Raw genomic sequence first — 12394 nt, 5'->3', positions numbered from 1 at the left:
TTGTAACAGATGTTGCTTTTACAACAATAGATGAAAATAGGGTGGTGCAATTTAAACCCTACAGACTCACCTGTTTATTCTATAATTATCAAGATTTATATCATCCACACCAACACTATCAAAGGGATGCTCCAATTGGTCTTGGATATTATACAAAGAGATTAGTATGAATTGGGTAACAATGACTATAAGATAGACTATTACAGAAGATTGGTAATCACCAACATTCTTTATCACTTCAGGGGCATAAATAAAAGGAAAGATATAGACGAAAATTAGACAATAGGCCTTCATGCTTATAGGGGTTCGATGAATATGTATGGAATTTAAATTTTCAACAGACTCATGCATATCTTTCATAAACCGGAAAGATTTTTCTCTTACTTGTCTAGATATTACAGCCTCATTTGCAAGTATAAATTGGTATAATTTATCAGTAGATTTATCCACTTCATGCATACCCTTATTTTTAGCACCCAGATGAGCTATAACGGTATTATTAATTTCAAGAAGAATATTATTTACATTATCAATAAACTCTTTGGATCGGTCATTTTTACTAATGAGATAATATTTTAATGTATTAAGTGTGCTCTTAAATTCACTTAAATGTTCTAAAGCTTTTTCCCTACGTCTAAAAGATCCTCTTATCGCAAAGACTAGAGGGAAAATAATTGCAATACTGAGTAATGTAAGATCTACATTAAAACTTATATTAAAGTAAAAAGAAGCATACGTTATTGCGCAAGCAGAAGTCAACACAATAAGTGTCCTTGAATTTAAAATTGTTGAATATTTTCTGATGAGGTTGGTTAATTGGTTATATTTGATAAAGTTAGCAATAAAAATGAATTTCCGCTATTTAAAATATTTTAGCTTAATTGTTTTATTCGTTTCTCTCCCAATACAAGCTCAAGAGAACAATAAAGACAAAACAAAAAAACAGAAGGAGCGTCTTTTTTTACAAACAGAGATACTACCGATCCGATTTCAATATTCTCGAAAAGAAATTAAGGCTAAGACAAATGATTCTACATTTATGAAGTCCAACATAGCCTATCTCAACTCTGAAAATGAGTGGCAAGATGTAGATATAAAAATCAGGGCTCGTGGAAAATTTAGAAAAAAGAATTGTTTTTTTACACCCTTAAAACTGAAGGTTTCTAAGGATAATGCCAAAAAAACGGTATTTAAGGGGAGTAGGAAACTAAAATTAGTTATGCCCTGCAAAAAATCTAATAGCAGTGATTTTGTTTTAAAGGAATATTTGGCTTATAAAATGTATGAGCAAATTTCAGAGTATCATTTTAAAACCAGACTACTAGATATTGAGTATAAAGACGTAAAAAAGAAGGATGACAAACTTTACAAGTTTAAAGGTTTTGTTATAGAAGATGATGAAGATTTAGCCGAGCGAGTTGGAGGTAAGGTTTTTGATAAAAAAAAGCATCCTGCTAATTTTGATGAGGTTACGGTAAGAAACGCACTGTTTCAATTTATGATTGGAAATACAGATTATTCTGTGTCCTATCAACATAATATGAAGATGCTCTTTGTTGACAAAAAATCAGTTCCTATACCATATGATTTTGATCTTTGTGGTTTGGTAGATTCTGATTACGCCATTGTATCAGATTCAAGGAAAAATCCACTGCCAATTACTAAGGTTACAGAGCGATACTATTTAGGATATAAAAGGGATTTGTCTGTGTACGACAAAATCAGAAATGAATATTTAGAAAAGAAACCAGAGATTCTAAAGGTTCTTGATGATCATAAAACGTTTTTTGAAAATATAGAAAGTTATAATAAAGCCAAACAATTCATGTTAGACTTTTTCAAAATTTTAGAGAGCGATTCTCTCTTTAAGAAAGAAATTATTGATAGAGCAAAAACAATTTAGCCTAAAAATTATTTCTTTTCATCTTTTAATACCATCGTTTCTTTTTCTTTTTAGAACCACTGCCTTTACGTCCTTTTTTATGCTTACTGCCTTTCTTTTTATGAACGGTTGGCTTTGCTTTGGGGTCTAAAGGAAATGGATGTTCAGCTTCAACAGGAATTTGAACTCCAATAAATTCTTGTATGGATTTTATATAATTCTTTTCATCCGCAGAACACAAGGAATATGCTATACCAATATTACCTGCGCGACCTGTTCTACCAATGCGGTGAACATAGGTTTCAGGAACATTTGGTAAATCAAAATTCATAACTGTATCAAGTTCATCTATATCAATTCCTCTTGCGGCAACATCTGTCGCCACCAAAATATTGACATAGCCATTTTTGAATTTGTTCAAAGCCGTCTGTCGGTCACTTTGGGTTTTGTCACCATGGATACTATCCACCTTATATCCATTTTCCAATAATCTGTTTTCGAGTTTAGTAACCCCGAATTTGGTGCGCCTAAAGATGAGAACATTTCCTTTTACTGTATTTCTTAGCAAATGAAGGCACAATTGTATTTTATTGCGTTTAGGTACATAATACAACACTTGACTAATGTCATTGGCAATAGATGCTTTTGGTGTGACATCAATACGCTCAGGATCCTTCAATATGGTATTGGCAAGCTGCTCTACTTTATAAGGAATGGTAGCAGAAAATAAAAGTGTTTGTTTTTCATCAGGGCAAAGACGCTCAATCTTTTTTACATCATCAATAAAACCCATATCGAGCATTAAATCGGCTTCATCTAGCACAAGAATGTCAATATAATCGAGATTGATATAATCTTGCTTATGCAAATCGAGAAGTCTACCGGGAGTAGCCACTAAAATATCAACCCCTTTTTTTAGGATGTCAATTTGTGGTTCAATAGAAGTACCCCCGAAGATAACTGCTGATCTTAAATTGGTAAACTGACCGTAGTTTTTAAAATTCTCATTGATTTGGCTTGCGAGTTCTCGTGTAGGGCTAACGACCAGTGCTCTAATCTTCTTTTGACGTTTAGAAGCATCTTGCTTATCAAATAACAATTGCAAAATGGGTAAAGCAAACGCAGCGGTTTTCCCTGTACCTGTTTGTGCAGATGCAACAACATCCTTTTTTTCTAATACTAAAGGAATCGTTTTCTCCTGTACAAAAGTGGGTTCATCGTAGCCTTGAGCATCTATAGCTTTAAGCAGAGGTTTTATAAGTCCTAAGTCTTTAAAAGACATGATTTGAATTTAATGCACAAAGGTAACCTATTTTTTAAGCTACCAAGACATTAGAAAATCACTGGTTTTAAAAATAATTCACTTTTTTTAAAACCGACCCTTTAATAATTACGTAAGTAGAGAGACTGCCCCAAACAGAAAACAAGTATTAATCATTTAAAACTAAAAACAAATGAAAAATTCATTGCTTATTGTTTGTGCGGCATTTGCACTTTCATTGACCAGTTGCGATACTGAGTCTACCGATTACACTCCCCAAAACTCTTTTACTGAAGTTGATAGTAAAGCTTCAAGACAGCCTGCTACAAATCTCAATGGCTCTAAAGTTTACGTGTCTTCTAACAATTCAGGACAAATAGGAGTCTACGATGTGGCCGATGGTAATACCATGCCTTCGATGTCAACATTAAACGTCCCTTATGCTGATGCTGACGGTGTTGTTTATGATGCCAACAGAGATGCCCTCTACCAAGTTAATAGATCAGATAGTAAGCTTGTTGCGTTTTCAGAAATTTCAGGAGCAATGGACGGTGATATGATTTCACCAAGTGCCATGGGACCATCTACTTTTTCTAATGGTAGAGAAGCGACATTATATAACAATAAAGTTGTAGTGGTTGATGACGTGTCTCCAGGAAAATTTAGTAGTTACCATGTTAATGATGAGAATATTAGTGATTTCCGTTCTTATGATGTTGATTTCGAAGTATGGGGGATCCAAGTTACAGGTAAAGACCTTTGGGCTATAGAAGATGCAGATAATAAATTGGCATATTTTAAAGATTTCTTTAGAGCAAAAAGTGGAGCACTTGCTTCAACAATGAGTGTTAGTATAGAAGGTTTGGTTAGAACACACGGACTAAACTATGATGCTAATTCAGATATCATGGTATTGACAGATATTGGTTCTGCTGGGTCAGCAGATGATGGAGCTTTAGTAATTATTACGGACTTTATAAATACATACAACGCTGCAGGAGATGGTGGAACCATTTCTTTGGATGACCAAATTAGAATTGAAGGTGCTTCTACCGAATTAGGTAATCCAGTTGATGTTGTAGTTAATGCTGCTAAGAATGCCATTTATGTGGCTGAAAGAGCGCAGAACAAATTTTTAATTTTTGAAATACCACAAGATAATTGTAATTGTGCACCAATCTACTCAACCGAATTTATGGGTGCAAGTGCAGTCACTACCGATTTTTAAGAGGCTATTAATCGATGTTTTTACATTTGTAAGAACTATTTTTTGAGAGAGAAACCCCTTGCATTTTTGCAAGGGGTTTTTTAATTTAAGTACACATTGGAAATTAAACGTTCTACTGTCGGATGGGTGTTTCCGCCAGCTGGTTCAATCGTAATATTAAGCGACTCTGCATTATCAATATACGTCATGGCCATTAAATTGGCATTCTTAGGTATCACGCCCATATTAATCATTTCTCCATCGACATCTGCCCACATTTGGTAATCATGTTCCTCATCTAATTCGGGGAGGTTATGAGTATGGAGTGCTACGGATTTTGTTTCGTGATTAACGTAACTCGTCAATTTAGCATCTGGTGCCAATGCATTTCCTCTGAGTGTATAGCGTTCTGTATTTTTATCGGTAATCAATCCGAACCAATTGTTTGTTTCTGTAAGAACTTCTTTTGTCGTATTTAAATCCTGTTTCAATTTAGAATTTTCTTGTCTAACAATTTGTAAATCTTCTTTAATGCCATTCATTTCAGAATAGAGATAAAAACAGCCAAACATTAAAATTGCAGCGATACTTGCAGCAATCATTATTGGCATACGAGAGTTTTGATTTACAGAAATCTCTGAGGTGATTCCGGTTTCTTTTTTTATATTCTTAAAAAGACCTGACTTTACATATTGAGGAACTTCAATCGTATTCTCTAAGCTAATTTTCTCAAGATTAAGCTCTATCTCGTCAAGTTGATGACGTAATTCAGTATCTTCTTGAAGCATCCTATCAAGTAAAACTTTATCATTAGCAGTCAATGTTCCTATAGCATACTGTTCTAACCAACCTTCTTCTATTATTTTTTTCTTTTCCATCTTCATAAGCCTTTTCCAAACGTTAAAACAAAAACCATTGTTTTTGAATAGATTGTTTTCAATTCCCTAAGCGCTTGTCTAACATAAGATTTAAAAGTACCAAGTGGTACATCCATTTCTTTATAGGCTTCTCTGTGTGTTAAACCCTTAAAATAAATAAGTTCTAACGCTTTTTGGTGATGTTTCTCTAACTTTAGAATTGCTCCTCTCAAAGCTAGAGAATCGTCATTTTTAGTAATGTTATCTTCTGTACTTTCATATACACTAAAATCATCGGTTTGGATGAAGGGGTCTGATTTTCTTAGAAAATTTAGCGTTTTATTTCTGGCTATTCTATAGGCCCAAGTGTAAAAGCGCCCTTTATCTGAATCGTATTGGTGTGATTTTTCCCAAATAGTCATAAAAGTCTTCATCAAGAGATCTTGTGCAGCAGTTTCGTCTTTTGTCATTTTAAGAATCACAAAATATAACGCTTCAGAATATTTGTCATATAAGCTCGACAATGCTCTTTCATTTTTTGTTTTTAGCTGTTGTATAAGAAGAGAATCGTCGTGCATCAATGTTAAAGATTTGCCAAAATACAGATGTGCTTCATCCATAATGCCAAAGGCTGTGTAAATATAAATGAAAGCGTTTCAAAAGTAAAGTAAACGCAAAAATTAGTTTAACCAATAAAAAAATTTAAAATGAAAAAGTTAGTATTTATTTTCACAACTGTAGTCGCATTAACCTTTAGTACTGCAGCTACCGCACAAAAAACTATTGTAGATGTTGCTGTAGGCAATGATGATTTTTCAACACTAGTAGCTGCATTGAAAGCTGCGGATTTAGTTTCTGCCTTACAGGGTGATGGACCATTTACAGTCTTTGCGCCAACTAATGCAGCATTCGGAAAAATTGACAAAGCAACTCTTAATTCTTTACTAGAGCCAAAGAATAAAAAGATGTTAACAAATATCTTAACCTATCATGTTATTCCATCGAAATTAATGGCTAGTGATGTGGTTGCTGCTTTGAAAAAAGGAAACGGAAAGGTAGATGTAAAAGCATTGAACGGAGCTACATTGACTGTGATGTCTAAGGACGGAAAGATCTGGTTGAAAGACCAGAATGGCAATTATAGTGAAATAGTCGCAACTGACGTAAAAGCTAGTAACGGTGTAATTCACGTAATTGATACTGTAGTGATGCCTAAATAATTTGGGAAGAACTGTTATGAAAAAGAAAAGCACTCAAAAATTGAGTGCTTTTTTTTAGTTGTAATATCTAGTAAGCTATTCTTTTTTAGCCTTCACACTAATCTGTAGTTCAATATCATCATTGATAAAGGAATCTCCCAAATTATCAAAGAAAGATTTAGAACCATATTTTACATTCCACTTAGAGCGGTCTATAGTAAAAGTGTCACTTGTTAACGTCATCATATCCCCTTCGGATGACATACTTACCGGAATGGTTATATTATTTGTAGCATCCTTTAAGGTCAAATTACCAGATAGCATCGCTTTTCCATCTTTCATTTCCATACCGGTCACTACAAATTTTGAAGTTGGGTACGTTTCAATAGCAAAAAAGTCATCACTTTTTAGGTGTCCAGTTAACTTTGCATGGGACTCTTCTTCAACAGGGATATCTTTAACAGTTATTGATGACATGTCTATTTCAAAAACTCCGCTTTCAATTTTATCCTCAGATACATTCATTGATCCGTTTGACACAGAAATGACACCATTATGTGTGCCTGTTGGTTTAAAACCTTTCCACATAATAGTAGATTCGGTAGGGACGACGTTGTAGGCAACAGCTGATGCTTCAGCCATTGCTGCGTCTTCAGCCTCTTTAGTTTCTGCTTCATTGGCTTTGTCCTTACAGCTAGATGTAAAAATCAGTGATGCAATAACAAAGGTATTTAATACAAATTTTTTCATTTTATTTTTTGTTTAGTGATTAAATATCAAAATTAAACAAAATTCGCCTAGGTAAATTGTAAATATTTGTTAATGACATTTTGACATTTTAATAATAATGGCAGTACTTTTGCCATCTAAATCAAAGATTTAAAACAGACGCTTAAAATGAGCAAAAAAGATATAAAAGAAGATAAAAAATCAAATCAGGTCGAAGACACTGCGACTGAAACAGTAAAGGAACCTGAAACAAAAAAAACTTCAGAAAAAGAAAGCCAACAGGAAGAATTGACTGTAGAAGAAAAGTTGCAGGAAGAGTTGGTTAAAGAAAAGGAAAAGTTTATGCGCCTTTTCGCCGAGTTTGAGAATTATAAAAAACGTACCACTCGCGAGCGTATAGAATTGTTTAAGACAGCGAGTCAGGACGTGATGCTGGCCATGTTGCCCATACTAGATGATTTTGAGCGTGCTTTGACCCATATAGAAGAAGACAAAGAGGCAGAGGAATTACGAAAGGGTGTGTTGTTGATTTATCAAAAATTAATGTCCACCTTAGAACAAAAAGGCTTATCTAAGATTGACGTAAAACAAGGTGATGCCTTTAATGCGGACGACCATGAGGCAGTGACTCAAATACCTGCACCTAGCGACGATCTTAAGGGTAAAATTATAGATGTAATCGAAAAAGGGTATAAGTTGGGAGATAGAGTGATTCGTTTTCCAAAAGTGGTGATTGGCCAATAAATTTTAATGCATTTTCTTAAAAAAGGAAATGACCAAAACGCAATGAATGAAAGAAGACTATTACGACATATTAGGAATTAGCAAAAATGCATCGGATGCTGAGATAAAAAAGGCGTATAGAAAAATGGCCTTGAAATACCATCCAGATAAAAATCCTGATGATAAAGAAGCTGAAGATAAATTCAAGAAAGCAGCTGAGGCTTATGAAGTTTTGAGTAATGCCGACAAAAAAGCACGTTACGATCAGTTTGGACACCAAGCTTTTGAAGGAGCAGGTGGCTTTGGTGGTGGAGGCATGAATATGGATGACATCTTTAGCCAATTTGGTGATATCTTTGGTGGAGCTTTTGGTGGAGGCGGATTTAGTGGCTTCGGTGGAGGTGGAAGACAGCGTGTTGTTAAGGGGAGTAATCTGAGAATACGTGTAAGTCTAACTCTAGAAGAAGTTGCCAATGGTGTTGAGAAAAAGATTAAGGTAAAACGAAAGGTCCAGGCTGATGGTGTCACCTATAAAACGTGTAGTACTTGTAATGGTGCTGGTCAGGTTACCAGAGTCCAAAATACCATCTTAGGGAGAATGCAAACTTCTGCACCTTGTCCTACATGTAATGGTACTGGTCAGTCCATAGATAAAAAACCTGCCGGTGCTGATGCACAAGGCTTAGTAGCGAAGGAAGAAACAGTCTCAGTAAAAATTCCAGCTGGTGTTGTGGATGGGATGCAACTAAAGGTAACCGGAAAAGGTAATGAAGCGCCTGGTAATGGTATTTCTGGTGATTTATTGGTTGCTATTCAAGAAAAAGACCACCCAACGTTAAAGCGCGAAGGTGATAACTTACACTACGATTTGTATGTTAGTTTACCTGATGCCGTTTTGGGATCTTCTATGGAAATTGATACAGTAACAGGAAAAGTGAGAATTAAGATAGAGCCAGGTGTGCAATCAGGTAAGATTTTGCGTTTACGAGGAAAGGGAATTCCAAGTATCAACGGATATGGTAAAGGAGACCTTTTAGTACATGTAAATGTTTGGACACCAAAAACTTTAGACAAAAGTCAAAAAGAATTTTTTGAAAACATGCGTGGTGACGAGCACTTTGAGCCTAAACCGGAAAAAGGAGACAAATCATTTTTTGAAAAAGTGAAGGATATGTTTTCTTGATTTTCCCTTGTTTTTCATAAAAAAGAGTATATTTGAAGCATCACTAATGCTTATTAGTGATAATTTTTCTTTTTCATAGCAATTTTTTCCCATCCTTATTTTACTATAAGGGTGGGTTTTGTTTTTTTGGTCAAAACACGCAGAATCTTTAATTATATACCTATTTTGGTATAGGAATTAATATCTTTATCCATTGATAAATTAGCAAAAAACCTTTCATGAGTGACCTATTAGTGGCCAATTCCGTTTCCAAGCATTTTGGAAATTTTAAAGCTTTAAATAATGTTTCCATTTCTGTTCCTCACGGAAGCATATTTGGTCTTTTGGGCCCAAATGGAGCTGGCAAAACCACTTTAATCCGTATCATTAATCAAATTACAATGCCAGATTCTGGCGAGGTGTTTTTGGACGGTCACGCCCTAAAACAGCATCATATTAGAGATATTGGTTATTTGCCCGAGGAACGAGGTTTGTATAAATCCATGAAAGTTGGGGAACAGGCTTTGTACTTAGCACAACTTAAAGGGCTGTCGAAAAGTGAGGCTAAAAGCCGATTAAAATACTGGTTCGATAAATTGGATATTGGCGATTGGTGGAACAAAAAAATACAGGAACTCAGTAAAGGGCAAGCGCAAAAAATACAGTTTATAGTTACTGTGCTACACAGGCCAAAGCTGCTGATTTTTGATGAACCTTTTTCAGGTTTCGACCCGATAAATGCTAATATTATTAAAGAGGAAATCTTACAACTTCGAGATGAAGGAGCAACGGTGATTTTTTCTACTCATCGTATGGAATCTGTAGAGGAATTGTGCGACCATATAGCATTACTACACAAATCGAATAAAATATTGGATGGAAAATTAATAGACATTCAACGCCAGTATAAATCAAATACGTTTGAGATTGGATTACAAACATCAGAAAAGGATCGTGTTATTTCAGAAATAAAAGACAAATTTGAAGTACTGCCAGCAACGTTCAAAACCCTAAATGATGATATAAAAATTAATGTAAAAATTGAACCTGAAACCTCTCCTAATCAATTGCTGTCTTTTTTAACAACCAAAGCAGAAGTGCATCATTTTGTTGAGGTTGTGCCGTCTGCAAATGATATTTTTATTAAAACAGTGCAAAACAACTAAGATGAACCATCTGCCATTAATCATAAAACGCGAGTATTTAACAAAGGTGCGTAATCGGTCATTTATTGTAATGACATTTGTGAGTCCGCTAATTTTTATTGCGCTTATAGCTGTTGTGTCTTACCTATCGCAATTAAATAACGATAAAAAAAGAACAATTTCCGTTCTTGATGATTCAGGAATCTTGTCTAGCATTTTCGAAAATACAGAGAATACAACCTATAAGCGGTTAAGCAATATGACCCTGCAAGAAGCAATAACTGATGTTAAAAAAGAAGAAAATTACGGGCTTCTGTATATTCCTAAAACTTCGGATTTTGAATCAATTTCAGAAAATATCAAGTTTTATTCCGAAGAATCCCCTTCAATAAGTGTCATTTCGAGTCTTGAAAATAAATTAGAACGCAAGTTGAATGAACTTCAACTTTTAGAAAGTGGTTTAGACATTGCAATGATAGAGGAAGCAAGGACTTCTGTGGATATTGGGCAAGAAAGTTTTGATGGTAAAAAAAGTTCTAAAATCGATAACATTTTAAAATTGGCATTTGGCGGAGCAGCAGGGTATTTACTGTTTATGTTTATCATTATTTATGGCAATATGATTATGCGTAGCGTCATTGAAGAAAAGACAAGCCGAATCATCGAAGTCATTATCTCCTCGGTAAAACCGGTGCAACTGATGATGGGAAAAATCATTGGAACCTCACTAGCGGGAATATCGCAATTTGTCATTTGGGTTATTTTAGGGGGAATACTCTTAGTTGTAGTCTCAGCTATATTTGGCATCGATGTCACAGCAATGAATACGCCACAACAAGAATTGGTTAATGAAGCAATGTCTAATGGTAGCGCTCAAGAAATGGCTGAAAATATTTTGTCGAGTATCGCTAGTTTACCGATGACCAATCTAGTGATTGCCTTTCTGTTTTTCTTTGTTGGCGGTTACCTTTTGTATAGTTCACTATATGCTGCCATTGGCGCAGCAGTTGACAATGAAACGGATACCCAACAGTTTATGTTGCCCATTTTAATGCCTTTAATATTGGCAGTTTATGTCGGGATTTTTACGGTGATTGAGGATCCCCACGGCACTGTTTCAACTGTATTTTCTTTTATACCTCTCACATCACCCGTAGTTATGTTAATGCGTATTCCGTTTGGTGTTCCGATTTGGCAACAATTATTATCTTTAATCATCCTTATCGGCACCTTTTCGTTTACGGTATGGTTCGCTTCTAAAATTTATAGAGTAGGTATATTAATGTATGGCAAAAAACCAACATATAAAGAATTGTTTAAATGGTTAAAATATTAGTCTTAATGCTGTTTCAAGATTTAACAGACATCGGGGAAAAGATTACTGAAAGCTCACTTTGGGAAAAAGCAAGGGACTTTTTGCACATGCATTTAGATTTTAATGAAGGCATTAGTATTTCCGTAATGGATTTGCTTATTGTTACCACAGCAATTTTTATAACTACCATAGTATTAAGAATTCTTTTTAGGGTGCTTACAAGGAAATTACCTCGTGACGATAAAGTAAAGTTTAGAGTGGTTTTCGGTTACTTTAGGTGGTTGATATATGTTGTAATACTATTAATTACACTTCATTCGGTTGGTGTCAATGTCACTGCGGTATTTGCTGCTTCTGCTGCACTTTTAATAGGTATTGGTTTGGCACTCCAGACCTTGTTTCAGGATATAATCTCTGGTGTTTTTATTTTAATTGATCAGTCGTTGCATGTTGGCGATATTATTGAGATTGATGGCAAAGTGGGGCGTGTCGAGGAGATAAAATTAAGAACAACTCGAGCAGTAACCATTGATAATAAAGTTTTAGTAATTCCTAATCATTTATACCTAACAAATATTCTTCATAACTGGACACAAAATGGCACCTTAACCCGAGAGAGTGTTGAGGTTGGTGTGGCCTATGGTAGCGATGTGCAATTGGTAAAGCGTTTATTGTTGCAGGCTGCAAGTACCCATGAGGCCGTAATTTCAGAACCAGAACCAACAGTAGTTTTTACCAATTTTGGAGATAGTTCGTTAAATTTTAAATTGGTATTTACATTAAATGACAGTTTTAAAGCAACATTTCCTAAAAGTGATGTTCGCTTTGAAATTGATAAACTATTTAGGGAAAACAACGTCACTATTCCATTCCCACAACGCGACATTCATATTATTGACCCAAAGAAATAATCC

Annotated in this window: 13 protein-coding genes; 8 read left to right on the top strand and 5 right to left on the bottom strand. The window is 34.9% G+C overall.

Annotated elements, in window-relative coordinates; translation table 11 throughout:
* Nucleotides 1–66 precede the first annotated feature (66 nt).
* A complete protein-coding gene (locus ACFEMA_RS10645) occupies nucleotides 67–762 on the bottom strand; it encodes a hypothetical protein (protein ID WP_411768181.1) in 696 nt (231 codons plus the stop codon).
* 277 nt (nucleotides 763–1039) lie between these two features.
* Here ACFEMA_RS10645 and ACFEMA_RS10640 point away from each other — a divergent pair, with 277 nt between their 5' ends.
* Complete coding sequence (locus ACFEMA_RS10640; protein WP_411768180.1) at nucleotides 1040–1903, top strand: hypothetical protein; 864 nt, start codon at nucleotides 1040–1042, stop codon at nucleotides 1901–1903.
* 25 nt (nucleotides 1904–1928) lie between these two features.
* Here ACFEMA_RS10640 and ACFEMA_RS10635 read toward each other — a convergent pair whose 3' ends face one another.
* Nucleotides 1929–3164, bottom strand: coding sequence for a DEAD/DEAH box helicase (locus ACFEMA_RS10635; RefSeq protein WP_411768179.1), 1236 nt, complete (start codon nucleotides 3162–3164; stop codon nucleotides 1929–1931).
* A gap of 172 nt (nucleotides 3165–3336) precedes the next feature.
* Between ACFEMA_RS10635 and ACFEMA_RS10630 the strand changes: the two genes are divergently transcribed.
* Nucleotides 3337–4371, top strand: a complete 1035-nt coding sequence (locus ACFEMA_RS10630; RefSeq protein ID WP_411768178.1) for a hypothetical protein — start codon at nucleotides 3337–3339, stop codon at nucleotides 4369–4371.
* Nucleotides 4372–4451: 80 nt separating this feature from the next.
* Here the strand turns inward: ACFEMA_RS10630 and ACFEMA_RS10625 are convergent, their stop codons facing one another.
* Both ACFEMA_RS10625 and ACFEMA_RS10620 read right to left on the bottom strand, forming a co-directional pair.
* Nucleotides 4452–5228, bottom strand: coding sequence for an anti-sigma factor (locus tag ACFEMA_RS10625; protein ID WP_411768177.1), 777 nt, complete (start codon nucleotides 5226–5228; stop codon nucleotides 4452–4454).
* Nucleotides 5229–5230: 2 nt separating this feature from the next.
* Nucleotides 5231–5827: an RNA polymerase sigma factor gene (locus ACFEMA_RS10620; protein WP_411768176.1), complete on the bottom strand. Its 597-nt coding sequence runs from the start codon at nucleotides 5825–5827 to the stop codon at nucleotides 5231–5233.
* Nucleotides 5828–5914: 87 nt separating this feature from the next.
* On the opposite strand from ACFEMA_RS10620, the gene ACFEMA_RS10615 reads away from it, so the two are divergent.
* A complete protein-coding gene (locus tag ACFEMA_RS10615) occupies nucleotides 5915–6427 on the top strand; it encodes a fasciclin domain-containing protein (RefSeq protein WP_411768175.1) in 513 nt (170 codons plus the stop codon).
* Between the two features lie 75 nt (nucleotides 6428–6502).
* Here ACFEMA_RS10615 and ACFEMA_RS10610 read toward each other — a convergent pair whose 3' ends face one another.
* A complete protein-coding gene (locus tag ACFEMA_RS10610; RefSeq protein WP_411768174.1) occupies nucleotides 6503–7156 on the bottom strand; it encodes a YceI family protein in 654 nt (217 codons plus the stop codon).
* A 147-nt stretch (nucleotides 7157–7303) separates the two neighbouring features.
* Here ACFEMA_RS10610 and ACFEMA_RS10605 point away from each other — a divergent pair, with 147 nt between their 5' ends.
* The 5 genes from ACFEMA_RS10605 to ACFEMA_RS10585 all read left to right on the top strand — a co-directional run bounded on the left by ACFEMA_RS10605 (nucleotide 7304) and on the right by ACFEMA_RS10585 (nucleotide 12391).
* A complete protein-coding gene (locus tag ACFEMA_RS10605; protein WP_411768173.1) occupies nucleotides 7304–7879 on the top strand; it encodes a nucleotide exchange factor GrpE in 576 nt (191 codons plus the stop codon).
* 46 nt (nucleotides 7880–7925) lie between these two features.
* The gene (gene dnaJ / locus ACFEMA_RS10600) at nucleotides 7926–9041 is read left to right on the top strand and encodes a molecular chaperone DnaJ (protein ID WP_411768172.1); all 1116 of its coding nucleotides are present in this window, start codon (nucleotides 7926–7928) and stop codon (nucleotides 9039–9041) included.
* A gap of 218 nt (nucleotides 9042–9259) precedes the next feature.
* The gene (locus ACFEMA_RS10595; protein WP_411768171.1) at nucleotides 9260–10186 is read left to right on the top strand and encodes an ABC transporter ATP-binding protein; all 927 of its coding nucleotides are present in this window, start codon (nucleotides 9260–9262) and stop codon (nucleotides 10184–10186) included.
* A 1-nt stretch (nucleotide 10187) separates the two neighbouring features.
* Complete coding sequence (locus ACFEMA_RS10590; protein ID WP_411768170.1) at nucleotides 10188–11501, top strand: ABC transporter permease; 1314 nt, start codon at nucleotides 10188–10190, stop codon at nucleotides 11499–11501.
* Nucleotides 11486–12391, top strand: a complete 906-nt coding sequence (locus tag ACFEMA_RS10585) for a mechanosensitive ion channel family protein (protein WP_411768169.1) — start codon at nucleotides 11486–11488, stop codon at nucleotides 12389–12391. The genes ACFEMA_RS10590 and ACFEMA_RS10585 overlap by 16 nt, the downstream gene beginning before the upstream one ends.
* Nucleotides 12392–12394 lie beyond the last annotated feature (3 nt).

The sequence above is a fragment of the Winogradskyella sp. A3E31 genome, from assembly GCF_046720935.1.
Taxonomy (GTDB): Bacteria; Bacteroidota; Bacteroidia; order Flavobacteriales; family Flavobacteriaceae; genus Winogradskyella.
The sequence above is the reverse complement of the archived record's forward strand: the minus strand, read 5'-3'. Positions and strand labels throughout refer to the sequence as shown.